This is a genomic window from Pseudomonas sp. AC070 (genome assembly GCF_979258635.1).
In genome coordinates, this window is sequence record NZ_OZ409871.1 from 3942905 (window position 1) to 3967104 (window position 24200).

General features: G+C 61.1%; 23 protein-coding genes and 1 pseudogene. 14 read left to right on the forward strand and 10 right to left on the reverse strand.

Going from position 1 to position 24200, the window contains the following annotated elements; all coding sequences use genetic code 11:
* Nucleotides 1–44: 44 nt before the first annotated feature.
* Both ACZZ0Q_RS17690 and ACZZ0Q_RS17695 read left to right on the forward strand, forming a co-directional pair.
* A pseudogene (locus ACZZ0Q_RS17690) lies at nt 45–479 on the forward strand (methyl-accepting chemotaxis protein); the annotation flags it as partial.
* Nucleotides 480–886: 407 nt separating this feature from the next.
* Entirely contained in the window at nt 887–1108 is a 222-nt protein-coding gene (locus tag ACZZ0Q_RS17695) for a hypothetical protein (protein ID WP_463541376.1), read from the forward strand.
* 38 nt (nt 1109–1146) lie between these two features.
* Here ACZZ0Q_RS17695 and ACZZ0Q_RS17700 read toward each other — a convergent pair whose 3' ends face one another.
* Nucleotides 1147–2634, reverse strand: coding sequence for a helicase HerA-like domain-containing protein (locus tag ACZZ0Q_RS17700; protein WP_463541375.1), 1488 nt, complete (start codon nt 2632–2634; stop codon nt 1147–1149).
* 128 nt (nt 2635–2762) lie between these two features.
* On the opposite strand from ACZZ0Q_RS17700, the gene ACZZ0Q_RS17705 reads away from it, so the two are divergent.
* The gene (locus tag ACZZ0Q_RS17705; RefSeq protein ID WP_463541374.1) at nt 2763–4640 is read left to right on the forward strand and encodes a methyl-accepting chemotaxis protein; all 1878 of its coding nucleotides are present in this window, start codon (nt 2763–2765) and stop codon (nt 4638–4640) included.
* A gap of 52 nt (nt 4641–4692) precedes the next feature.
* Here ACZZ0Q_RS17705 and ACZZ0Q_RS17710 read toward each other — a convergent pair whose 3' ends face one another.
* Together ACZZ0Q_RS17710 and purU are read right to left on the reverse strand one after the other, a co-directional pair.
* The gene (locus tag ACZZ0Q_RS17710; protein WP_163016505.1) at nt 4693–4866 is read right to left on the reverse strand and encodes a hypothetical protein; all 174 of its coding nucleotides are present in this window, start codon (nt 4864–4866) and stop codon (nt 4693–4695) included.
* Between the two features lie 17 nt (nt 4867–4883).
* The gene (purU, locus tag ACZZ0Q_RS17715) at nt 4884–5735 is read right to left on the reverse strand and encodes a formyltetrahydrofolate deformylase (protein ID WP_463541373.1); all 852 of its coding nucleotides are present in this window, start codon (nt 5733–5735) and stop codon (nt 4884–4886) included.
* Nucleotides 5736–6028: 293 nt separating this feature from the next.
* Between purU and mvaT the strand changes: the two genes are divergently transcribed.
* Nucleotides 6029–6403: a histone-like nucleoid-structuring protein MvaT gene (gene mvaT, locus ACZZ0Q_RS17720; RefSeq protein ID WP_122492674.1), complete on the forward strand. Its 375-nt coding sequence runs from the start codon at nt 6029–6031 to the stop codon at nt 6401–6403.
* A 111-nt stretch (nt 6404–6514) separates the two neighbouring features.
* Here the strand turns inward: mvaT and sbcB are convergent, their stop codons facing one another.
* Entirely contained in the window at nt 6515–7948 is a 1434-nt protein-coding gene (gene sbcB, locus ACZZ0Q_RS17725) for an exodeoxyribonuclease I (protein ID WP_463541372.1), read from the reverse strand.
* 227 nt (nt 7949–8175) lie between these two features.
* On the opposite strand from sbcB, the gene ACZZ0Q_RS17730 reads away from it, so the two are divergent.
* The 8 genes from ACZZ0Q_RS17730 (at nt 8176) to ACZZ0Q_RS17765 (ending at nt 16834) form a co-directional block, all read left to right on the forward strand.
* Entirely contained in the window at nt 8176–8988 is an 813-nt protein-coding gene (locus ACZZ0Q_RS17730) for a hypothetical protein (RefSeq protein WP_463541371.1), read from the forward strand.
* 92 nt (nt 8989–9080) lie between these two features.
* Nucleotides 9081–9806: an RDD family protein gene (locus ACZZ0Q_RS17735; protein WP_463541370.1), complete on the forward strand. Its 726-nt coding sequence runs from the start codon at nt 9081–9083 to the stop codon at nt 9804–9806.
* Nucleotides 9803–10780, forward strand: coding sequence for a stage II sporulation protein M (locus tag ACZZ0Q_RS17740; RefSeq protein WP_463541369.1), 978 nt, complete (start codon nt 9803–9805; stop codon nt 10778–10780). Before ACZZ0Q_RS17735 ends, ACZZ0Q_RS17740 begins: the two co-directional genes overlap by 4 nt.
* Complete coding sequence (locus ACZZ0Q_RS17745) at nt 10767–12365, forward strand: DUF4129 domain-containing protein (protein ID WP_463541368.1); 1599 nt, start codon at nt 10767–10769, stop codon at nt 12363–12365. Before ACZZ0Q_RS17740 ends, ACZZ0Q_RS17745 begins: the two co-directional genes overlap by 14 nt.
* Complete coding sequence (locus tag ACZZ0Q_RS17750; RefSeq protein ID WP_463560800.1) at nt 12362–13636, forward strand: DUF4350 domain-containing protein; 1275 nt, start codon at nt 12362–12364, stop codon at nt 13634–13636. The genes ACZZ0Q_RS17745 and ACZZ0Q_RS17750 overlap by 4 nt, the downstream gene beginning before the upstream one ends.
* Complete coding sequence (locus tag ACZZ0Q_RS17755; protein ID WP_463541367.1) at nt 13633–14760, forward strand: AAA family ATPase; 1128 nt, start codon at nt 13633–13635, stop codon at nt 14758–14760. Before ACZZ0Q_RS17750 ends, ACZZ0Q_RS17755 begins: the two co-directional genes overlap by 4 nt.
* Nucleotides 14761–14794: 34 nt before the next feature.
* Nucleotides 14795–16126 (forward strand): DUF58 domain-containing protein, encoded by a 1332-nt coding sequence (locus tag ACZZ0Q_RS17760; protein WP_463541366.1) that lies wholly within the window; start codon nt 14795–14797, stop codon nt 16124–16126.
* Nucleotides 16127–16258: 132 nt separating this feature from the next.
* The gene (locus tag ACZZ0Q_RS17765; protein WP_463541365.1) at nt 16259–16834 is read left to right on the forward strand and encodes a hypothetical protein; all 576 of its coding nucleotides are present in this window, start codon (nt 16259–16261) and stop codon (nt 16832–16834) included.
* A 274-nt stretch (nt 16835–17108) separates the two neighbouring features.
* Here ACZZ0Q_RS17765 and ACZZ0Q_RS17770 read toward each other — a convergent pair whose 3' ends face one another.
* From ACZZ0Q_RS17770 to ACZZ0Q_RS17780, 3 genes are all read right to left on the reverse strand, one after another.
* On the reverse strand, nt 17109–17465 hold the full coding sequence (locus ACZZ0Q_RS17770) for a PilZ domain-containing protein (protein WP_122492681.1): 357 nt from the start codon (nt 17463–17465) through the stop codon (nt 17109–17111).
* Nucleotides 17466–17525: 60 nt separating this feature from the next.
* On the reverse strand, nt 17526–17942 hold the full coding sequence (locus ACZZ0Q_RS17775; protein ID WP_463542300.1) for a DUF4124 domain-containing protein: 417 nt from the start codon (nt 17940–17942) through the stop codon (nt 17526–17528).
* A 101-nt stretch (nt 17943–18043) separates the two neighbouring features.
* A complete protein-coding gene (locus ACZZ0Q_RS17780; protein WP_122492683.1) occupies nt 18044–18415 on the reverse strand; it encodes a tol-pal system YbgF family protein in 372 nt (123 codons plus the stop codon).
* 180 nt (nt 18416–18595) lie between these two features.
* Between ACZZ0Q_RS17780 and ACZZ0Q_RS17785 the strand changes: the two genes are divergently transcribed.
* Both ACZZ0Q_RS17785 and pyk read left to right on the forward strand, forming a co-directional pair.
* Nucleotides 18596–19399 (forward strand): outer membrane protein assembly factor BamD, encoded by an 804-nt coding sequence (locus ACZZ0Q_RS17785; RefSeq protein WP_463541364.1) that lies wholly within the window; start codon nt 18596–18598, stop codon nt 19397–19399.
* Nucleotides 19400–19502: 103 nt separating this feature from the next.
* Nucleotides 19503–20954: a pyruvate kinase gene (gene pyk, locus ACZZ0Q_RS17790; protein ID WP_463541363.1), complete on the forward strand. Its 1452-nt coding sequence runs from the start codon at nt 19503–19505 to the stop codon at nt 20952–20954.
* Between the two features lie 332 nt (nt 20955–21286).
* Here the strand turns inward: pyk and ACZZ0Q_RS17795 are convergent, their stop codons facing one another.
* Genes ACZZ0Q_RS17795 through ACZZ0Q_RS17805 form a run of 3 tightly spaced genes read right to left on the reverse strand, consistent with a single transcriptional unit; the run spans nt 21287 to nt 24127 of the window.
* A complete protein-coding gene (locus tag ACZZ0Q_RS17795) occupies nt 21287–22060 on the reverse strand; it encodes an enoyl-CoA hydratase-related protein (RefSeq protein ID WP_463541362.1) in 774 nt (257 codons plus the stop codon).
* Nucleotides 22061–22068: 8 nt separating this feature from the next.
* Entirely contained in the window at nt 22069–23007 is a 939-nt protein-coding gene (locus tag ACZZ0Q_RS17800; protein ID WP_463541361.1) for an iron-sulfur-binding ferredoxin reductase, read from the reverse strand.
* Nucleotides 23000–24127, reverse strand: coding sequence for a GGDEF domain-containing protein (locus ACZZ0Q_RS17805; RefSeq protein ID WP_463541360.1), 1128 nt, complete (start codon nt 24125–24127; stop codon nt 23000–23002). Before ACZZ0Q_RS17805 ends, ACZZ0Q_RS17800 begins: the two co-directional genes overlap by 8 nt.
* Between the last annotated feature and the right edge of the window lie 73 nt (nt 24128–24200).

Consider the following 24200-nt stretch of genomic DNA (forward strand, 5'->3'; position numbering starts at 1 on the left):
TGAGCGCGCAGAAAGGCGCCTCCGTGGTGCAGCAGACGGTGGACGTGATGCGCCAGATTACCCAGCAGGTTCAGGAAGCGGCCGAAGGCATCGAGGCCTTGGATAAACAGTCGCAGCTGATCAGTTCCATTATCAAAACCATCAGCGGTATCGCGGGCCAGACCAACCTGTTGGCGCTGAACGCAGCCATTGAAGCCGCGCGCGCCGGCGAGCAAGGCCGTGGCTTTGCCGTGGTGGCCGATGAAGTTCGCTTACTGGCCGGCCGCACCAGCCAGGCAGCGGAAGAAATTGTCGAGGTGGTGCAGAAAAACCAGCAATTGGCACAAACGGCAGTGGGCAGTATGGCCAGCAGCCGGCAACAAGCCGAACAAGGCTTGGGCCTGGCGAATGAAGCCGGCGCGGTTATTGTGGAGATTCAAGACGGCGCGCAGAAAGTGGTGGATGCCATTGGCCAATTCGCCAGCCAATTAAAGAACTGAAACCGTGACACCCGACGGCGCTAATAACGCAGCGTCAATCCGCTTCGTTTAAACGAGGCGCCGCCTTATTGGATTGACGCCGTTAGCGCCCGCCCCAACAACTCCACTAAGTTGCGCGTGCTATTTCCTAACTTAGGTGGGGAACTTGGCTAACATTCTGGTGAATGTCCCTTAATCATTTTTAGCGCATAGATTTTTAATTGCGCCTGACTATATCGTCCTCACGACGGAATACCGTCGCCCCTCTGGCCAGCCCAGCCAGCCATTCCAACTTATTGTTTTGGCTGAATTTTTTGAAAATAAGTTGATAAAACCAAGCGCAGCCTTGCGCTCCCTGGTGCCAGCCGCTCCTGCAGCGAATGCCTGCACGCATGCGGCGTGGCCCTAACCATGAGCAGAGACACGACGTGACCAAAGACGAACTGCGCGCCGAACTTGAGCGCCAGGCGCAGCGTTATACGGAAGTTTATGGCGGAGAAGTTGTGACCTATGCCGCCCAGCCCGAACCTGAACGCAAGCCATGGCGCAAACGCTCCAATGTTCTCGATCAAGCGTTTGAGCGAGAAATGGAAAAGATTGAAAAAGAACATCAAGCCCGTCTGGAGTCGGCTAAAGACACCGACGTTTAACGGCGCACCTTTATAAAGTGCGCCGATAAACAAGTGCTTCAGCGGCGTTTCTTTCCAAGTAACGAACCCAACAAGCCACGCACCAATTCGCGACCAATTTGATTGGCCGCTTGCCGTGCTGCGCTTTTCAACGCCTGACCGGCGACACCGCCGAGCAACTCGCCCGCCATGTCGGCGAAGCTGCCACCGCTCTTGCCTGCATCCACAGGCGGCGCGTTTTGCGCTTCGCTACTGGCGGCGGCGCGCGTGGTGAGACGCTCGTAAGCCGATTCACGGTCGATGGGCTTGTCGTAGCGCCCGGCTTGCGGCGACTGACGAATCAACCCGGCGCGCTCAGCTTCGGTAAGCGGCCCGATACGCGACTGCGGCGGCGCAATGGCCACGCGCTGCACCATGGCCGGCGTGCCCTTTTCCTCCAGCGTACTGACCAACGCTTCACCAATGCCCAGCTCGGTGAGCACGCTCAAGGTGTCGAACGACGGGTTGCTGCGGAACCCATCGGCGACGGCGCGCAAGGATTTCTGCTCTTTGGCGGTGAAAGCGCGCAGGCCGTGCTGAATGCGCAGCCCCAACTGCGCGAGTACGTCATCGGGCAGGTCGCTAGGCGATTGGGTGACGAAATACACGCCCACGCCTTTCGAGCGAATCAGCCGCACCACCTGCTCCAATCGTTCCTGCAGCGCCTTGGGCGTGTTGGCAAATAGCAGGTGAGCCTCGTCGAAGAACAGCGCCAGCAGCGGTTTATCAGCATCGCCACGCTCGGGCAGTTGCTCGAACAACTCGGCCAGCAGCCACAGCAGAAAGGTGGCGTATACCTTGGGTGCTTCGTGCACCAGCCGGCTGGCGTCGAGCAGATGAATGCGGCCACGGCCGTCGGCGTCGGGGTGAAGGATGTCTTCCAGTTGCAGCGCCGGCTCGCCAAACAAGGCATCGGCGCCCTGCTGTTCCAGTACCGCCAAGCGGCGCAACAGCGCCTGACTGGAGCCGCTGGTAAACAACGCGCTGTCATCGCCGAGCAGTTGCGGGTGCTCTTTGAGGTGATTGAGCATGGCTTTGAGGTCTTTCAAATCCAGCAGCAACAAGCCTTCACGGTCGGCCACTTGAAAGGTGGCGTAGAGCGCGGCTTGCTGGCTGTCGCTCAGCTCAAGCAGATTACTCAGCAGCAGCGGCCCCATCTCGCTCAACGTGGTGCGCAGCGGATGGCCGCTGCTGCCGTGCACATCCCACAAGGTAACGGGGTAGGCCTGCGGCGTGTGGTTGAGCCAGGGCATGCTGGCGATGCGCTCGGCCACCTTGCCCTGCGGCGCGCCGGCTGCACCGATGCCGCATAAGTCGCCCTTGATGTCAGCGGCAAATACCGCCACGCCAGCGTCGCTGAACGCTTCCATCAAATGCTGCAAGGTCACGGTTTTGCCGGTGCCGGTCGCACCGGCGATGAGGCCGTGACGGTTGGCCAAACGCATCGCCTGCGCCACCGGTTGCCCGGCCGGATCGGCGCCGAGAAAGAATTCGTTATGCCCTGGCATTTCGCTCTCCTGATTTAAAGCTTTAATGCAGTGTGGCCGACATAAAAAAAGACACGGAGCCGAGTCGATCGACACACGCCTGCTAGCCAGCCAAGACTGGCGCCAGCGCCAACCGGACGCAACAAGCCATGACCAAAAACCTGAAGTTCAGCCACAAGATTCTGCTTGCGGCCTCGTTAGTGGTGATCGCCGCATTCGCGCTATTCACGCTGTACAACGATTACCTGCAACGCAATGCCATCCGGGACGACTTAAACAACTATTTGCAAGAAATGGGTGAGGTGACGGCCAGCAACATCCAGAACTGGCTGGCGGGGCGCATCGTGTTGGTGGAGAGCACGGCGCAAACCATTGCCGCCAACAGCGAGCCCGATGCCGTGGCCAAACTGTTGGAGCAGAAGGCGCAAAAATCCACCTTCGACTTCACCTACCTGGGCAGCGCCGATGGTTCATTCATCATGCGCCCCACCAGCGAAATGCCCGCCGGCTACGATCCGCGCACGCGCCCTTGGTACAAAGACGCCATGGCCGCCGGCACCACCACGCTGACCGAACCCTATGTGGATGCCGCCACCGGCGCGCTGATCATTACCATCGCCACGCCCGCGCAAACGGCCGGTGTGGTCGGTGGCGACCTGAGCCTTAATGCCTTGGTGAAAATCATCAACTCCCTGGACTTCGGCGGCATGGGCTACGCCTTTCTGGTCAGCGCCGACGGCAAGATCCTGGTGCACCCAGACAAAAATCTGGTGATGAAAAACCTCAAAGACCTCTACCCCACCAACACGCCGAGCATCAGCAGCGCCATCAGCGAAGCCGAGGCCAATGGCGAAGCGCGCATTCTCACCTTTGCCCCGGTGAACGGCCTGCCGTCGGTGAAGTGGTACCTGGGGCTGTCGGTCGACAAAGCCAAAGCGTATTCAATGCTCACCGAATTTCGCGCCTCGGCCATCATCATGACCATCGTCGCCGTGGTCGGAATTCTGTTCCTATTGGGCATGCTGATTCGCGTGCTGATGCAACCGCTGCACGTGATGGCTGGCGCCATGCGTAACATCGCTCAAGGCGAAGGCGATCTGACCAAGCGCCTGGCTGTGCAGTCCAATGACGAGTTCGGCGATCTGGCCTCTTCGTTCAACCAGTTCGTCGAGCGGATTCACAGCTCGATTCGGGAAGTGTCCTCGGCCACGGCGCAGGTCAATGAAGTGGCGAAGCTGGTGGTCAATGCCTCCAACTCCTCGATGGTGAACTCCGACGAGCAAGCCAACCGCACCAACAGCGTCGCGGCGGCGATTAACCAGCTCGGTGCAGCGGCGCAGGAAATCGCCCGCAACGCCGCCGACGCCTCCACGCAAGCGTCGGACGCCAAAGTGCTGGCCGAAGACGGGCGTCAGGTGGTGGAGAAAACCATTCTGGCGATGAACGAGCTGTCCGACAAAATCCGCACCTCGTGCGGCAACATCGAAACGCTCAACGGCAAAACCGTCGACATCGGTCAGATTCTAGAAGTGATCAAGAGCATCTCCCAGCAAACCAACCTTCTGGCGCTCAACGCCGCCATCGAGGCCGCGCGGGCCGGTGAAGCCGGGCGCGGGTTTGCGGTGGTGGCCGATGAAGTGCGCAACCTGGCGCACCGCACCCAGGAATCGGCGCAGGAAATTCAAAAGATGATCGAAGAGCTGCAAGTGGGCTCGCGTGAGTCGGTGACCACCATGACCGAGAGCCAGCGCTACAGCGAAGAAAGCGTGGAAATCGCCAACCGCGCCGGCGAGCGCCTGGGCAGCGTGACCCAGCGCATTGGCGAAATCGACGGCATGAACCAATCGGTCGCTACTGCTACCGAGGAGCAAACCTCGGTGGTGGAATCGCTGAACATGGACATCAGCGAGATCAACATGCTCAACCAGGAAGGTGTCGAGAACCTGCACGCCACCTTGCGTGCGTGTGGTGACCTGGAACAGCAGGCCACGCGGCTCAAACAGTTGGTGGATAGTTTCAGGATTTAACGCGTTCTCGCCGTTGGGCGTCGCTGCGCAGCGACGCCCAACTCAGCCCCCCTCAAGCGTCAGGCTTTTTATCCGACTCTGGATGCAGTTGCTCCCACAGCCTGGCCGCCTCTTCAAACTCGGTGCCGGTTTCTTCGTCCATCGCTTCCGGGTCGTAGCGACTCAGGCAGCCCTCGCCCAACGTGGCGGGCGCGGTGGAAGTGGCGCGGTCGAGGGGATCACTCATGGGCTGCCTCGCAAGGGTTAATCGAACACCACGGTTTTGTTGTTGTGCACCAGCACGCGATCTTCCAAGTGATAGCGCAAGCCACGGGCGAGCACCATTTTTTCCACGTCTTTACCCAGGCGCACCAGCTCTTCAATGCTGTCGCGGTGGCTGATGCGCACTACGTCTTGCTCGATGATCGGGCCGGCATCCAGCTCTTCGGTGACGTAATGCGAGGTCGCGCCAATCAGCTTCACGCCGCGCAGCGAGGCCTGGTGATACGGCTTGGCGCCGATAAACGACGGCAGGAAGCTGTGGTGAATGTTGATCACGCGTTGGGCAAATTCTTGGCACAACTCCGGCGGCAGAATCTGCATGTAACGGGCAAGCACCACCACGTCGGCGCCCACTTCCCGCACCAGGCGGGTCACCTCGGCGAACGCAGGCTCTTTATCCAGCGGATTGACCGGCACGTGATGGAAGGGGATGCCATGCCACTCGACCATGCTGCGCAGGTCGTTGTGGTTGGAGATCACGCACGGAATGTCGCAGTCCAACTCATCGCTGTGCCAGCGGTGTAGCAAATCGGCCAGGCAGTGAGACTCGCGGCTGGCCATCAGCACCACGCGTTTCTTTTCCTCGGAATCGGTAATGCGCCATTCCATCGAGAACTGTTTGGCGATGGGCGCGAAGGCCTGGCGGAAACCTTCGAGATCGAAGGGCAGCGAGTCGGCGCGAATTTCGTGGCGCATAAAGAACCAGCCACTTTGGTTATCCGAATGATGACTCGCTTCGGTGATCCAACCGTTATAGGTCGCCAGAAAGTTACTGACCTTGGCAACGATACCGACGCCGTCGGGGCAGGCGATTACCAAGCGAAAAGTGCGCATGCGGGAACTCCAGAAACTCACAAAGGCCGCCATTCTAGCGACAGCGCGGGAAAACTTCAGCAGTGGCGCACGCACCTTGGCGCGGCGTGCATATGGCCCTGCACAGTGCAGGGATTTAAACCCGAGTAACGCGAACGCACATTAACTATTTAGCGTGCGGTTGGTCTTACACAACGAACGCAATAGACTTGAAACTAATTCAGGCAAAACTTTTCAAACATGTTTACTTGTATTAAGTGCGTGACTATTATCACCAACACTAACCCCCCGACCTCCGATTCAAGGTATCGCCCATGTCTCTGATCAATGAATACCGCGCAACAGAAGAAGCCATCAAAGAACTGCAAGAGCGCCTGAAAAACCTCTCGCAGGATGACAAGCTGAAAAAAGAACTGGAATTCGAAGGCAAACTGCGCACGCTGATGGGCGAATACCAGAAATCGCTGCGTGACATCGTTGCCATGCTCGATCCAGATGCTAAATCCAGCAAAGCACCACGTGCCGCTAAAGCCACTGGCAGCAAGCGTGCTCGTAAAGTTAAGCAATATAAAAACCCGAACACCGGTGAAGTCATCGAAACCAAAGGTGGCAACCACAAAACCTTGAAAGAGTGGAAAGCCAAGTGGGGCGCTGCAGCCGTTGAAGGCTGGGCAACTCTGCTCGACTAATGCAGCTTGGCCAATCTGCAATCCACGCGAGTGCGTTTCAGATTGCTCAGCGAGACATGAAAAAAACGCCGGCTTATGCCGGCGTTTTTTATTGTCTGATTTTTCTTATGCCTAGAGCAGCTCATAACGCTGGCGCAAGCCCAGCGCATAGTTCTGCCACTGTTGCAGCACTGCCTGTTGCGCGGCGTCGGCCGTGCCCCAAGCTTGCTGCAAAGCGCTGTCGAACGCCGCCAGGGTATTGGGCGCGCCCCATTGTGGCGCGCTTAAACGCTGCTGGCAGAATAAGCGCCATTGCTCTTGTTCGGCGGGCGTAAGGGTGTGAGGAAAGTTCCGCGCGCGGTAGCGAAATAATAGTTCCGGCAGTCGCGCATCATCGAACGGCCATTGTTCCTGGCCTAATCGTTGCGGTTCAGCAGTGCGCACTTGTTCACACAAGCGCCGATCACGGTCGCCTATAAAACCGTCATATAACTGTTGTTCCGGATCTTCGCTGGGGGTGAATTCGTCAGCGGCATAAACCGTTTGCAATTTTTCCTGCCAAGTTGCCTGGCTGGCGCGTAATTGCTCAGCCCGCTGTTCGATTGTTGCCATATCCAGCTGCAGGCGCTGTTTATCTTCTTCACGCAGCACGCCCATGGGCGCTACCACGGGGCAACGATTGATATGCACAAGTTTCAGCGGCACCGGCAATTGCCCCTCAGCCAATTGCTCGCGGCGGGTGTAAAGCAACCGGCGCAAGTTTTCGCCGTCAAGCTCCAACAATGGCGAGGGGTCACTCTGCAAATCGCAAACAATCAGGGCATTGCGATTGCGCGGGTGCCAGGCCAGCGGCATTACCACCGCCAAGTAATTACGCGCCGCAGAGAAACGGCCAGATATATGCACCATCGGTTGCAAAAGACGAACTTGGTCGAGCACCTTCTGTTTGCTACGCAGTTGATAGAGGTAGTCGTACAGTTTTGGTTGTGCGCTGCGCACCAACTTGGCCAGGCCGATGGTGGCGCGCACATCCGACAACGCATCGTGCGCTTGGCCGTGGTCAATGCCGTTGGCAGCGGTTAATCGCTCCAACTTGAGGCTGACGCGTTGTTCTTCTTGCGGCCAATTAATGCCCTCGGGCCGCAACGCATAGGCGGTGCGCACCACGTCGATCAAATCCCAGCGGCTATTGCCGCCTTGCCATTCACGGGCGTAAGGGTCGAAGAAGTTGCGGTACAGGCTGTAGCGGGTGACCTCATCGTCGAAGCGCAAGCTGTTGTAGCCGGCACTGCACGTGGCGGGCGCGGCCATTTCAGCGTGCACGCGGGTCATGAAATCGGCTTCATCCAGGCCCTTGCTGGCTAGTGTTTGCGGGGTAATACCGGTGATAAGGCAGGCCATGGGGTGCGGCAGGATGTCGTCGCTGGGCCGGCAATACAGGTTCACCGGCTCGCCAATCTCGTTCAGCGCTTCATCGGTTCGAATGCCGGCAACTTGCAGCGGTCGGTCACTGCGCGGGTCGATGCCAGTCGTTTCGTAGTCGTACCAGAAGATGCTTGCGCTCACGGTGAATCCTTATGCGGGCCTGCGGGGCGAAAATGGCGAAAGGGAAGCGGCGGCAGTCTAGCACCGCGCAAAACCACGACGCAGACGCTCAGTCACCCGAAAGCTACTGCTTACGCGGCATCGCTAAGTATGAAGCGCCGCACACGCCGCGTGCGCGGGGCTTGTCGCCGAGATGGCCGACGGCTAGCATGCGGCCACTCGGAGAACCTACCCACAAGGAAGTAAGCATGACCGAATCCATTGCTCCAAATCCCTTCGCCGCACCCGCCAGCAACCTGCAAGCCGTTGCAGATACCGGCAGCGTTCCCACTATTGAAGAAGCGTTGAGCCGCCGTTACGACTTCGGCGTCAGCGACCTGCTGGGCGAAGCCTGGCGCCTGACCAAGGGCACCAAAGGCATCATCATCGGCGGCTTCGTGGTGTTCTACGCCGCGCTGTTCGCAGTTATGAACATCCTCACCATCGTGCTCACCATCTTCGGTGTGGCCGGCGTAGCGGGCCTGGGTCTGATGAGCGGCGACGACGGCTCCATGGCCGTGGGCGCAATGTTCGCCTTCATGATTGGCTCCATGCTCCTTGGCTTCCTGGCCACCGCCATGGTTTACCCGTTCCTGGCGGGCATCAACATGGTCGGTATCCGTGCTGCTGCCGGCCAGCCGGTGCGTTTCGGTGAAATGTTCAGCCACTTCGGTCGCTCGGTGCCGGTGGTCATTACCGCGCTGCTGATGAGCGTGCTGATCATGGTCGGCTACTTCCTGTTCGTGATTCCTGGCATCTACCTGAGCGTTGCCTACATGCTCGCCATCCCGCTCGTAGTAGAGCGCGGCCTGTCGCCGTGGCAAGCACTGGAAACCTCGCGCAAAGCCATCGGCCAACACTGGTTCAAAGTATTCGGCCTGCTGATGATCTTCGGTGTGTTGATGGCCCTCAGCGGTTTGACCCTGTTCATCGGCCTGCTGTGGCTGATTCCGTTGATGGTTGTGGCCATTGGCGTGCTGTACCGCACCATCTTCGGTGTGCGGCCGGTGCCGACTAACTAAGTCGACCCGATGCGACCGGGCTTGCTGCATAGCCCGGTTGCTTCCCCGCCTGCTGCTCGCTAGCATCGGGCTTTCCTCGACGCCGTGCCCCGATGCCTCACTCCCCTTCCCCCGCTGTTCCCTCCGCGCCTGGCACCTTGCTGGATACGCGCTTTCACGTGGAAACGCCGGAAGGCATCGACCTGGCCTTGCGCCCCGCTGGCCTGCTGGTACGCGCCCTCGCCTTCGCCATCGACCTGGGCCTTCGCGGCCTTATTCTGGGCTTCGCCGCCATTGTGTTAGCCCTGCTGGGCCAACTGGGCATGGGTCTGGGCGCAATTTTGTATTTCCTGGTGAACTGGTGGTACATGGTGCTGTTCGAGGTGCTTAACCAAGGGCAGTCTCCGGGCAAGCAGTTCATGGGCCTGCGCGTGGTGCACGACGACGGCACGCCGATTGGCTGGGCCGCCTCGCTGACACGCAACCTGCTGCGCTTTGTGGATGTGCTGCCCTTCTCTTATGCCTTCGGCATCGTCAGCTGCCTGAACAGCCGAACCTTCAAGCGCCTCGGCGACCTGGCTGCCGGCAGCGTGGTGGTGTACCGCGACGTCGCGCTGAAGCGCCCGCCGCTCGCTAATGCCGAACCGCTGCGGGCGCCGTTCCCGCTGAGCCTGAATGAGCAGCGCGCAGTCATGGCCTTCAGTGAACGTCAGGGCGAACTCTCCGCCGCGCGCCGTCAGGAGTTGGCCGCCATTCTTGCCGAGCCCTTGCAAGTGCCTGCCGAGCAGGCCGAACAGCAGCTCAACCGCATCGCCAGCGGCTTGCTGGGGCCAACATGAAACAGACCGTATTCGAGAGCCGTCATCAGGCTGAGTGGCAACGCTTCACCGCGTTGCTCGAAAGCCTTGAGCGTGGCAAAGCCTCTGCCGAAGCCAGCCAAGCCTTCGCCGCTGACTACCGGCGCCTGTGTCATCAACTGGCGCTGGCGCAGGAACGTGGTTACAGCAGTTACCTGATCGATCAGTTGCAACTGCTGGCCATGCGCGGGCACCAGCAGTTCTACCGTCACCGCAGCCACCTGGGCGCCCAGATCATTCAGTTTGTGCTCGGTGGTTTTGCCCGCCTGGTTCGCGAGGAATGGCGCAGCGTGCTGATCGCCACGCTGGTGTTCTTCGGCACGCTGATTCTGATGGGCGTGCTGGTGTATGCCTTCCCCGACCTGATCTACAGCGTGATGGCGCCCGATCAGGTCGCAGACATGGAACAGATGTACGACCCAGACGCCCGCCGTATCGGCCGCAATGAACGCGACGCCGGTGACGACTGGATGATGTTCGGCTACTACATCATGAACAACATCGGCATCTCCTTTCAGACCTTCGCCAGCGGCTTGCTGTTTGGCCTGGGCAGTCTGTTTTTCCTGCTATTCAACGGCTTGACCATTGGCGCCGTGGCCGGTCATTTAACCCAGGTGGGCTACACCGAAACCTTCTGGTCGTTCGTGATCGGCCATGGCGCGTTTGAGCTGACCGGCATCGTGTTCTCCGGCGCGGCCGGCTTGAAGATGGGCTGGGCGCTGCTCGCGCCGGGGCGGTTTACCCGCGCGGAAGCGTTGCGCCTGGCAGCCGGGCGCGCCGTGCAACTGGTAGCCGGCGTCATTCTGTTCTTACTGATCGCCGCGTTTATCGAGGCCTATTGGTCGTCGATGACCTTTACCACGCCGATGGTGAAATACATCGTCGGCGCCGGGTTGTGGACGCTGGTGCTGAGCTATTTCGCGTTTGCCGGTCGGGGTGTGCATGCGCCTGACTGACGCCAGCGTGGCCATTCGCCCGCGCAGCAACTGGGAAGCCATCGACCTCGGCGTGCTGCTGGCGCGGCAACATCTGCGCGTGCTGTTCAGCAGTTTTTTCCTCATCAGCTTTCCGGTGTTCGCGCTGATCACTGCGGTGCTGTGGAACTACCCCAGCGTCACTATGTTCCTGTTCTGGTTGCTCAAGCCGGCGTTCGACCGCTTGCCGCTGCATATCTTGTCGCAAGCACTGTTCGGCAATACGCCGACCATCAAGCAGGCCGTCAAAGCCTGGCCGCGCCTGCTTAAGCCGCAACTGCTGGCGAGCCTGACCTGGCGACGCCTGAGCTTCACTCGCAGCTTCGATTTGCCCGTCATGCAACTGGAAGGGCTGAGCGGCGAAGCTCGCAGCAAACGCCTGGTCGTGCTCGGCCAACGCAGCACTGGCGCCGCCACCTGGCTCACGGTGATTGGCGTGCACGTTGAAACCGCGCTGCTGTTCGGCCTTACCGCACTGTTCTACCTGATGCTGCCGCAGCAGATGAAAACCGATTGGGACTGGCAAAACCTGATCAATCCGCAAGCCGGCGAATGGCTGTGGCTGGAGCACTTGTACAACTCTCTGTACGTGTTGGTGCTGTGTGTGTGGGAGCCGGTGTACGTCGCGTGCGGCTTCACCCTGTACTTGAACCGCCGAACCACCCTGGAAGGTTGGGACATCGAGCTGACGTTCCGCCGCCTGCGCCAACGCCTGACCGGCATTGCCTACGTGTTGGTACTCGGCTTCAGCGCATTGCTGCTGAGCACACCGGGCAGCGCCTGGGCCGACGATGAACCGGCTGTGGTTGGCAGTTGCCCGATTCCGTTCGACGACCCGCTCGGCCCCGACAAAGACCGGCTCGCCAACCAGACCCTGACCAGCAAAGCCGCGCAAGCCAGCATCAGCACAATTCTCGACGCGCCGCCGTTCGAGAACCGCGAAACCGTTACCCGTTGGCGCTTCGGCGACGACGCCAAGAAAGAACCTAAAAAAGCCAAAGACGGCAAAGAAGACGACCCCTCCACGCTGCTCGAAGGCATAAAGCACCTGCTCGAAGCGTGGCAAGGCATGAAGTGGCTGGCCAATGCGGTCGAAGTGTTGCTGTGGGGCGCGGTCATTGCGCTGGTGGTGCTGATTATCTGGCGTTACCGCGAATGGCTGAGCACCTTTACCGGTCGCCTGTCCCTGCCCAAACGGCAAAAGCGCGACGTGCCGAGCATGCTGTTCGGCCTCGACGTGGCGCCGGAAAGCTTGCCAGACGATGTCGCCAGCACCGTCGAACGCCTGTGGAACGAACAGCCGCGCGAAGCCTTGGGCTTGCTCTACCGGGCCTTGCTCAGCCGTTTGCTGCATGACTACCACCTGCCGCTCAAAGGCTCGCACACCGAGGGCGAAGTGCAGCAGTTGGTACAAAACCTTGAGCTCGGCGACCTCACCCGCTTCACCCAAGTACTTACGCGCCATTGGCAAAACCTCGCGTACGGGCACCAAAACCCGCCCGACAACCTCAAACGCGGCCTTTGCGAAGGCTGGCGTCGCCTGTTCCAAACGGGGGCGCAGGCATGAACCGGCGCGTCACGTTTGCCCTCGCGGCGGTGATCTTTTTCCTCCTCGGCTTGGCCGCTATCTATGTGATGAGCCTGGCTACGCCGTATCAAAAAGAAATCAAACACGGCCCCTCGCCGGAGGTGGGCGCCAACCCTTACCTGGCAGCCGAAGCGTTCTTGAAAGCCCGGCAGATCAGCGTCACCCGCGCCGACGGCCTGGAGGTTTTGAGCACCCTGCCGAGCCAAGGCAATACGCTGCTGCTATTGGGCACGCGCGAAAAAATGACCCCACGGCAAACCGAGCGCGTGCTGGCATGGGCCGCCAAAGGCGGGCACCTGCTGGTGGTGGCCGAGTCGCTGTGGGATGAGGAAGAAGGCAAGAGTGACGACCTGCTGCTCGACAAACTGGGCATCCACCAACTGCTGACCGACGACCTCGACCAAGACACCGAAGTCCAAGACAGCGAAGACTCAGAACAAGCCACTGCCGAAGACAGCAGCGAACAAGAACAAAAGCGCGACGATTCAGACGAGCCGCAAGAACCCGGCCCCGGCGACGAGGCGGACGCGGACGCAGACCTTTACCCCGAGTTGACCAAGCTGTACCTGGAAAACGAAGAAGCGCCGGCCTATATCACCTTCGATACCGACTACCACCTGTTCGACGCCAAGAACCAGGCCCAAGCCTGGGCCAACAGCGCCGACTCCACGCATATGCTGCAGCTCAACCACGGCGAAGGCCTGGTCACGGTGCTGACCGACAGCTGGGTGTGGCAGAACGAAAACATCGCCGACTACGACAACGCCTGGCTGCTCTGGTACCTCACGCAAGACAGCAAGGTCACGCTGCTGTATCGCGCTGACCGCGACGACCTGCTCACGCTGCTTTGGCGCAACTTCCCCGAAGCGCTGGTGGCCTTGGCACTGCTGATCGCCCTGGTACTGTGGGCCAACGGCCGCCGTCAGGGTCCGCTGCTCGCGCCGGCCAGCCTGGCCCGCCGCCAGTTACAGGAACACCTGCGCGGTAGCGCCGACTTCCTGCGCCGCAACAGCGGCGCGCAAAGCCTGCTGCAAGGGCTGCAGCGCGATATCCAGCGCCAGGCCCGTCGTCGTCACCCAGGTTTTGAACGCCTCGACATTGCCACCCAATGGCAAGTGCTTGGCCGCCTCAGTCGCTTACCCAGCAGTGCCATTAGCCAAGCCATGCGTCCGCTGCCGAAACAGCGGATATCCGCCACCGAATTCACCCGCCAGGTCGCCCACCTGCAAACCCTCAGGAATGCCCTATGAGCGAACAGACGCCCGACCAGCCCGGCCGCCCAGTCAACGAAAACGCCACCGAACTTGAGCTGGATCCGCAAGCCCTGGAACCCACCCCGGCGCCAGCACCCGCTGCCATTGTTGGCGCGCTGACGCCACCGCCCGCCCCGGCCCCCGCCGCGCCGCCGGCGAACGCCCAGCGCCAACGTGCCACCCAGTTGGCCCAAGCGCTGCGCCAGGAATTGCAGAAGGCGCTGATCGGCCAGACCGCCGTGATCGACGACGTGCTCACGGCGCTGTTGGCCGGCGGACACGTGTTGCTAGAAGGCGTGCCGGGCTTGGGTAAAACCCTCTTGGTACGTGCGCTGGCTCGCTGCTTTGGCGGCGAATTCGCGCGCATCCAATTCACCCCCGACCTGATGCCGAGCGACGTCACCGGCCACGCCGTGTACGACCTGCAATCGGAGCAGTTCAAACTGCGCAAAGGCCCGGTATTCACCAACTTGCTGCTGGCGGACGAAATCAACCGCGCCCCGGCGAAAACCCAGGCGGCGCTGCTGGAAGTGATGCAAGAACGTCAGGTCACGCTCGAAGGTCGCGCGCTGGCCGTGGCTCAGCCGTTTATGGTGCTGGCCACGCAGAACCCGATCGAGCAGGAAGGCACCTACCCGCTGCCCGAAGCCGAGCTCGACCGCTTTATGCTCAAGCTGCGCATGGATTACCCGCAGCTCGACGAAGAGCTGACCATGGTCCGCCAGGTCAGTCGTTCATCGCGCGCCGACATGCTCGATGTGGTGCCGCTGCGCCCGCTGCTGCAAGCCAAAGACGTACTGGCGCTACAGAAAATCGCCAGCGATCTGGCCCTTGATGAACAAGTGCTCGACTACGCCGTGCGCCTGTCGCGCGCCACCCGCAGCTGGCCGGGCCTGGCCATCGGCGCCGGCCCGCGTGCCTCCATCGCCCTGGTGCGCGGCGGGCGTGCGCGTGCGCTGCTGCGTGGCGGCGACTTCGTGACCCCCGACGACATAAAAGGCTGCGCCTTGGCGGTGCTGCGCCACCGCGTGCGCTTGTCGCCGGAACTGGATATCGAAGGGTTGTCGGTGGATCAGGTGCTGCAACAGTTACTCGACCAGGTGGCAGCGCCGCGTCTATGAGCCACTTCGCCATGTCCGCTGTTGCAGGGCCGCAATGAAACCGTCGCGCCTGCTGTTGCTGCTGCTCGGCGGCTTGCTGAGCCTGGCCATTGTGCTGGGCATCTTGCAGGCCGTAGACGTGCACGTGCCGCCGACCTTGCACACGCTGTGGTGGGCGGCGCTGCTTGCACTGGCGCTGGTCAGCGGCCTGGACGTGCTGTGGCTGCGGCAACTGCCCTCGCCACAGCTGACGCGCACCGTGCCGGGCAATTTGTCGCTCGGCCGCTGGGGTGAGGTGCAACTGGTCGCGCAACACGGCTTGCGTCATCGCCAGCAACTTGAGGTGTTCGACCACGTGCCCGCCGGCATGGACGTCGACTACCTGCCGCAACGCATCGAACTGCGCCCAGGCGAGCAAACGCAATTCAGCTACCGCGTGCGGCCATTGGTGCGTGGGCACTTCGCGTTCGAACGCTGTGAGTTGGGCATCCCCAGCCCGCTGAAGCTGTGGCAAGGCCGCCGCTACGTGGAACTGCCAGGCGCCACGCGCGTTTACCCGGACTTCGCAAGGCTCTACGACGCCAGCCTCAAAGGCGTGGACGACTGGCTCGGGCAACTGGGCGTGCGCCAGCAACAGCGCCGTGGCTTGGGTCAGGAGTTTCAGCAGCTACGCGAATTCCGTGACGGCGACACCTTGCGGCAAATCGACTGGAAAGCCACCGCACGCAAACGCACGCCGATTGCCCGCGAATACCAGGACGAGCGCGACCAACAGATTATTTTCCTGCTCGACTGCGGCCGCCGTATGCGCAGCCAGGACGGCGACCTGTCCCACTTCGACCACGCGCTCAACGCCTGCCTGTTGCTCAGCTATGTGGCCTTGCGCCAGGGCGACGCCGTGGGCATGGCGACGTTTGCCGGCGACCAGCCGCGCTTTCTGGCACCGGTCAAAGGCCAGGCGCATTTGAACGTGCTGCTTAACGCGGTGTACGACCTGCAAAGCACGCAACGTCCCGCCGATTACGCCGCAGCCATCGACGCCCTGCTCGCCCGCCAACGCCGCCGCGCGCTGGTGGTGATCGTCAGCAACCTGCGCGACGAAGACGACGAAGAACTGCTGGCCGCCGCCAAACGCCTCGGCCGCCAACACCGCGTATTGATCACCAGCTTGCGCGAAGAAGTACTCGACAGCCTGCGCCACAACCCCGTGCACAATTACGAAGAGGCGCTGGCCTACTGCGGCACGGTGGATTATTTGAACGCGCGGGCCGGGCTGCACGAACGGTTGATTGCCCATGGCGTGCCGGTGCTGGATGCAAGGCCGAGCCAGTTGGGGCCGGAGCTCGTCGAGCGGTATCTGGCCTGGAAAAAAGCCGGCGTGTTTTGATTCTTTCTGGACGATCGCCGGGTCGTCGGCCTGGCGGCGTTGCGTCCTCGCTTTAAATGCTCACGTACAAAAGTACGCTGCGCTTTAAAGCTGCGGGGCGCCTTGCCAAACCTTAGCCCCGACGATCTCGATTTGGTTGAAATATTCCTGGACGATCACCGGGGCGTCGGCCTGGCGGCGTTGCGTCCTCGCTTTAAATGCTCACGTACAAAAGTACGCTGCGCTTTAAAGCTGCGGGGCGCCTTGCCAAGCCTTAGCCCCGACGATCTCGATTTGGTTGGAATGTTCCTGGACGATCGCCGGGTCGTCGGCCTGGCGGCGTTGCGTCCTCGCTTTAAATGCTCATGTACAAAAGTACGCTGCGCTTTAAAGCTGCGGGGCGCCTTGCCAGGCCTTAGCCCCGGCGATCTCGATTTGGTTGGAATGTTCCTGGACGATCGCCGGGTCGTCGGCCTGGCGGCGTTGCGTCCTCGCTTTAAATGCTCACGTACAAAAGTACGCTGCGCTTTAAAGCTGCGGGGCGCCTTGCCAAGCCTTAGCCCCGACGATCTCGATTTGGTTGAAATATTCCTGGACGATCGCCGGGGCGTCGGCCTGGCGGCGTTGCGTCCTCGCTTTAAATGCTCACGTACAAAAGTACGCTGCGCTTTAAAGCTGCGGGGCGCCTTGCCAGGCCTTAGCCCCGACGATCTGCATTGGGGTGACTAAAAGGCGGGCGGCGTTCTCGCCAAACCTCGCTCCTGTGGGAGCGGCTGGGCGGCATTCCGATTAGCCGCGAGCTTTTCGATCAAAAACTCGCGGCTAAAGCCGCTCCTACAGAGAGCCCAGCGGCGGACTCGGATCTGCGCTGCGCCCCTCCCTCTCCCCTAACCCCTCTCCCGCAAGCGGGCGAGGGGAATCAATTCGCGCACGACTTCGACCCCTCTGCCCGTTTACGGGAGAGGGCTGGGGAGAGGGTTTTGATTGCAGAGCGAAAAAGCAGCTAAACCGGCGTAGCCAAGGTTTGAAACGTGAAGTACTGACGCAATGCGTCAACCATTTCCACGTAATCCGGCGGCGGTGCCACCAGCGAGAAGCCGGAGTCCCAGCCACCAGGAGTGACATCCTCGCGGCACCATTGGCAGGTGGCGGAGAAGTTAATGATGCGCTGGCCAGTCGGCCCCGGAATTTTCAAACACATTTCAAACCGCGCGCCAACGAGCATGGGCAGCTCGCTGATCAGCATCAAGCCATCTAGCGACACGTTGCCGATATGGCCCATGGGTTTGTCGGTGATGCGGTTGAAGACATTCAGGTAAGACGGCAGCTGATGTCGATCGATTCGGCGTTCACTTCGCATGATGGCAAATCGCTATGGACGGCCCCTGAGTATGGCCGCTGCTTATAGGGAGGGCCAGCCTCAGTCGCAGTCGCGAGCAATTTGTTGGCTGATTTGGCGACGAGCGGTGTCCAGTTGCTGGTCGCTGTAATACTCGCGGTCGCCCTTGTCATTGACCGAGTAGTACGAGCTACCAGGGGGAATCTGCGCCAGTTTGTTGCGCAGGGTCGCACAGTAGTGGTTGACCTCGGCCTGCCGTTTGCCCGCGCGCTGTTCGGCTTGCGCTTGCTCTTCACGGCGAGCGTTGTAGAAGTTGTCGGTGCGTTCCTGACGCTGGCGGGTGGCTTCATCGCGCTCGATAACCTGCGGCTTAACCGCCACTGGCGCCGAGCCTGAGACTTGGCGCTGATCGAAATGCACCGTGCCGTTGGCGTCCGTCCATTTATAGATCTCTGCCGCTGCCAGACCGGGCAGCAGCGCAACGCATAACAACCACATGCGCACAGCCTTCCTCCTTGAATGATCGCCACGTTCAGCGCCTGGCTATCTTCGCTAAGCGCCGTGGGCTTGCCAATAGCGCAACGCCGGCGCTGACAAATTTACAGCGGTGCAGCGGACGTTTTGGCCGCTTCGCTCGGCCGGTGGCCCAGCTGCTGCAAAGTGTCCAAGCGCGCACGGGCGCGGTAGGCGTACTCGCTCGATGGGTAGCGCGCGATGATGAACTGGTAGGTTTGCGCCGCGTCCACGAAGAGGTTTTCACGTTCCAGGCACTGGCCGCGCAACAGCGAGATTTCCGGTTGTACATAACTGCGCGAACGGCTTTTGCGCTCGGCCTGCGACAGCTCCAGCATGGCCTTGTCGCAATTGCCGGCGTTGTATTCCTGGTAAGCCTGATCCAGGTGGTAATCCATGGTCATGCTGTTGCAGCCTGCGGCGCCGAGCACCACCGCACCAATAAGTAAAAATCGCATGGGCAAATCCTCCGATGTGGAGTGTATCGACAGCCTTGAGAAAAACTGCAGAGCAGGCTGAGCATATCCTCCGATTGGAGATGCGTCAGCGCCCTTGGTCCATCTGCACCGCCTGACTAGACTGGCCTAACCGGGCCGCAGCGCACCGCCCGGCACTTCTATAAAAGCCAAGGAACGCCCATGCCCGCCCGCCGCTTTGTGCCGCTGTTGTATTGCCTACTTGTGCCCGGCTGCGCACCTACCACGCCGCTGTTCATCGCCCAGGTCACCACCCAGGAAGTGGCCGAATCCAAGGAAAGCAAAAACAACCGCATGCTCGGCGCCATCGAAGACGAAGGCGACCTGCTTACCTACAGCGCCATGGCCATTCGCGACGGCACCAGCGCTAAGGCTGAAACCACGTACTTGCAGGGCTATCAGGACGACAAGCTGAGCGACGAGGTGCGGGCCATTTCCCTGTACCAGATCGGCCTCATTTATATGAGTCGCTTCAATGACCAACGCGACGACACCAAAGCCCTCAACACCTTTTATAAAGTGCGCAATGAGTTCGGCCAAACCCGGGCCGCAGCGCGCAGTGAACAGCGCATTGCGCTGATCAATCAGCGCGCCAACGAGCCCCTGCAACAGAACGCCCGCGAACTGCTCGCCAACTGGAAACCCAGCCAGAACCTCAACCTCGACCAACCTAGCCTCGACCCGGACATGACCCTGCTTTCGCGCCGCGCGGTGCTCAAAGACCGCGTCGCCGAGGCAGAAGAGCTGTACCGCGTGGCGCTCAAAGACCCCGCAGTCGAACCGTCAATCAAAGAAGAAGCGCTGTATCAGGTGGCGCTTATGTACCTGGCGCCAGACAACCCGCACCCCAGCCGCGACAAGGCCATTGAGTACCTGCGCCAGTTGCTGGCGCAGTACCCCAACAGTGAATTGCGTGACAAAGCCGAGCGCCATCTGGACACCGCACTGAACACCATCACACCTTGAGCAGCGCGCCATATAACCCGCAGCAAGGTAGTGCAAGCGAACAATGACTACAGCGGCGCAGCATAGTAGCCTCGGCTTCTGCTCGCCCTTCGGAGTCTTTCGCATGACCTTTCGCCGCACCAAAATCGTCGCCACCCTCGGTCCCGCCAGCAATTCCCCGGAAGTGTTGGAACAATTGATTCTCGCGGGCGTCGACGTCTGTCGCCTGAACTTCTCCCACGGCACCCCCGACGAACACAAAGCGCGCGCCCTCCTGGTTCGTGAAATCGCCGCCAAGCACGGGCGTTTCGTCGCGCTGCTCGGCGACCTGCAAGGCCCGAAAATCCGCATCGCCAAATTCGCTGACAAGCGCATCGAACTCAAAGAAGGCGACAGCTTCCGCTTCTCCGTCACCCACCCGCGCGATGCCGGCACGCAAGAAGTGGTCGGTATCGACTACCCAGACCTGATCAAAGACTGCAAAACCGGCGACGAGCTGCTGCTCGACGACGGTCGTGTGGTGATGCTGGTGGAATCGACCACCGCTGACGAATTGCACTGCCGCGTACTGATTGGCGGTCCGCTGTCGGACCACAAAGGCATCAACCGTCGTGGCGGTGGCCTCACCGCGCCAGCCCTGACCGCCAAGGACAAAGCCGACATCAAGCTGGCTGCCGAAATGGAGCTGGACTACCTTGCCGTCTCCTTCCCGCGCGATGCGGCCGATATGGAACTGGCCCGTCGCCTGCGTGACGAAGCCGGCGGCACCGCCTGGCTGGTGGCGAAAATCGAACGCGCCGAAGCGGTGGCCGACGACGAAACCCTGGATGGCCTGATTCGCGCCAGTGACGCCGTGATGGTGGCCCGTGGCGACCTGGGCGTAGAAATCGGTGATGCCGAGCTGGTCGGCATTCAGAAGAAAATCATTCTGCACGCGCGTCGCCTGAACAAAGCGGTGATCACCGCCACGCAAATGATGGAATCGATGATCAGCAGCCCGATGCCGACGCGCGCCGAAGTATCGGACGTGGCCAACGCCGCGCTGGACTTCACCGACGCCGTGATGCTCTCGGCCGAAAGCGCTGCCGGTATGTACCCGATCGAAGCCGTCAAGGCCATGGCCCGCGTGTGTCTGGGCGCTGAAAAGCACCCGACCAACAAGCGCTCCAGCCACCGCTTGGGCCACACCTTCGAGCGTTGCGATGAAAGCGTCGCGCTGGCTGCCATGTACACCGCCAACCATTTCCCGGGCGTGAAAGCGATCATCGCGCTGACCGAAAGCGGCTACAGCCCGCTGATCATGTCGCGCCTGCGTTCCCAGGTGCCGATTTTCGCCTTTACCCCACACCGCGAAACCCAAGCCCGCGTGGCCATGTTTCGCGGCGTGTACACCGTACCGTTCGATCCGGCAGCGCTGCCGGCGAACAAGATCAGTGAAGCGGCGATTGAAGAGTTAGTGAAACGCGGCGTGGTACAGCCGGGGGATTGGGTAATTTTGACCAAGGGCGACAGCTACCACACCACCGGTGGCACGAACTCGATGAAGATTCTTCACGTGGGCGAACCGCAGGTCTGAGATTCCCTGGAGGATCTCCGGGTCGTCGGCCAGGCGGCGTTGCGTCCTCGCTTTCAATGCTCACGTACTGCAGTACGCTGCGCTTAAAAGCTGCGGGGCGCCTTGCCTGGCCTTAGCCCCGTAGATCTCGACTGCTAAAGGCACGATGCAACCCTGTGGGAGCGGCTTTAGCCGCGATGTTTTTGATCTTTAAAAGCATCGCGCCTGAAGCCGCTCCTACAAATAGGCCCCGATCATGACTTGCTGACGAACATACCAGGCGACGCCGATGAGCGTCGTTTGCAGGGTTCGCCAGCAAGCTGGCTCCTACGGGTTCAGATGGTGTAACGGCTTCACGCGAACTTGGAAAAATCCGGTTTGCGCCGCTGCATAAATGCGGACAACGCTTCAATCGCTTCCGGTGACCGCAGGCGTTGGTTGAATAAAGCGCCCTCCTCCTCGATCACCTTTCTCAGCTGTTCCCTTCCCGGTTTGCGCATCAGGCCTTTGCTGTCTTCCACCGCTTTGGGCGGCAGTTGCAGGAAGCGCTTGGCCATTTCTTTAGCGCGGGCCAACGTCGCCGCGCCATCTTTCAACGCTTCGTTGGCAATGCCCCACGCGGCAGCTTGTGCGCCACTGAAGGACTGGCCCAGCAGCAACAATTCGGCAGCTTTGGCGTGGCCGAGCATTTGCGGCAGGATCAGGCTGGAGCCGTATTCAGGGCACAAGCCCAACGCCACAAACGGCATTTTCAATACGGCGTCCTGGCTGACGTACACCAGGTCGCAGTGCAGCAGCAAGGTGGTGCCGATGCCCACGGCCGGGCCGGCCACGGCGGCGACCACGGGCTTTTTCATTTCAAACAAGGCGCGCATAAAAAAGAACACCGGGCTGTCCATGCCGGTGGGTGGCTCTTGCAGAAAGTCGGCGATGTCGTTGCCGCTGGTGAAGCAATCTTCGCCGCCGCAGATCAGCACGGCACGAATGCTCGAATCGGCGTCGGCTTCTTCCAGAGCCTGGGCCATGCGGCTGTACATGGCGCGGGTGAGCGCGTTCTTTTTATCCAGACGGTGCAAGCGCAGGGTCAGCAGACCCTCTTCGCGCTGGACCAGTACATGTTCGCTCATAACCATCCTCACGCATGGGGCAAGAACAGGTCCGCAAACAGTTGATTGCGTGGCAGACCTGCCAGGTAGAGCCGGCGCGAGAAGGTGTCGACACTGGCCGGCTGGCCGCAGAGTAAGGCGACGGTTTGCCGTGAAACAAGGCGTAGTTCGGCCAAAGCGGCTGGCAACTCGGCCGCATTCACCAGCTGAATTTCGAGCTGCGGATGGGCATTAGCGAGGGCGTTCAATTCACCGGCCAGATAATGCGCCTCGGCGTTCGCGGCCACATGCATAAGCCCAATCGCGCCCTCATGGCCCTGGCGCAACGCCTCACGCAGCACCCCGTACAGCGGCGCCAAGCCGGTGCCCGCCGCCATTAGCAACAACGGGCGTTGCTGCCAGTCCGGGTCGTAGTGCAAGGCGCCGCCGCGAAGTTCGCCCAAACGCAACATGTCGCCCGCCTGCAACTGCCGCGCCGCGTCGCTAAACGCGCCGTGCTGACGACAGTCGATGTGAAACTCCAGCCAGGGATCTTCACCCGCCACGCTCGCCAGCGAATACGGCCGGGCAATGCCCGACGCCGTCCACAGCAGCACATGTTGCCCCGCCCGATAGCGCAGCGGGCGCTCCGGCACCAGCCGCAGACGCAGCACCGTGGCGCTGGGCCAATCGAGCTGCGCCACGGTGGCGGGCAGACCGTCGCGCAGCGGGTCGTATACCTCAACGCTGAGGTCGTCCACTACCCGGCACTGGCAGGCCAGCCGCCAGCCCTGCTCACGCTGGGCGGCGGTCAATGCTTCGGGTTTGGCATCCAGCGGTTCGCCGCCAACGCAGCGCACCATGCACGCATGGCAACTGCCGGCGCGGCAGCTGTAAGGCACGGCAATGCCGGCTGCGAGCAAGGCATCCAACAGGTTACTGCCAGCGGTTAACGGGTACGCCTGCCCGCCCACCTTGAGTTCAGGCACCACTGTTCTCCCACGCCGCGTGGCAGCAATTGCGGCCGCTGTGCTTGGCGCGGTACAGCGCCTGATCGGCGCGGTGCAGGGCTTCGTCGAGGTCGTCGCCGGCTTCAAGCAAGGTCATGCCGGCGGACAAGCTGATGCTCTTCACTTTCAAGCCCACCGGTTCCGCGTTGGCAAATGCCTCACGCAGGCGCTCGCAGCACGCGGTGAGTTGGTCGGCGTCGGTGCACGGCAACAACAGCACAAACTCTTCGCCGCCGTAGCGCGCCAGCACATCGCCGTCGCGCAGGCAGGCTTGTGCCACCGTGGCGAAGGTTTGCAGCACGCGGTCGCCGCTGGCGTGGCCGTGTTGGTCGTTGATGCGTTTGAAGTGGTCGAGGTCGATCAGTGCCAGGCCGTGTTGCATGCCAGGGCTGAGGCTGGCCAATTCACGGGCTGCCAGGCGCAGGAAATGACGTCGGTTGAACAGGCCGGTGAGTTCGTCGGTGGCCACCAGGTCTTCGAGCTGACGCATCATGCCGCGCAAGGTGTCTTGGTGGGCCTGCAAGGCGAAGCGGCGCTGGCGCATGCGTTGGCGCAGCGCCTGCACATAGCCTGCGAACAGGCTGAACCAGACCAGCGTCACCAGCAGCACGCCCACTTGCAGCAAGGCGAGTTTCGGGTCCGGAAGGCGCATCTGGTAGGCGTCCCACAAATTGACACTGGCGAAACCAAAAAACGCGAACGCGGCGCAGCGCGCAAACACCCGGGGCGCTAGTTGGAAAACGCCGAACATCAGAATCAATAGATAGAACACCAGCATCGTGCCGCGCGCGGTGTGCAGGTTGTACATCAAATAGGTGTGCATGCTCAGGGCGATAAGCACCTGAGGCGCGGTGAGGCTGGGGTCGTTAAAGCGAAGGTTGATGCCGCTGAGGAAGATGGCGAAGAAAACCAGTTGGCTGACAATCACCATGCCTGCGCACGTAAGCGCAGCGCCAGGTTCGGCAGAGTATTGGCCGCCCGCTACCAGCAGGCCGAACAACAGCAGTGCCAATCCATAAGTAGCCGCCGCCATGCCAAACCGCTTCAGTAGCAGGCTCTGCAGGGCTTTCTGTGTCCCCTTTTTAGTGGCGCTGCTCATGGGCTCCGTCCCGTACTGGCATCGTGCCGTCACTGTACCTAGCTGAAGGCAAAAAACCTAGTACACCAACACG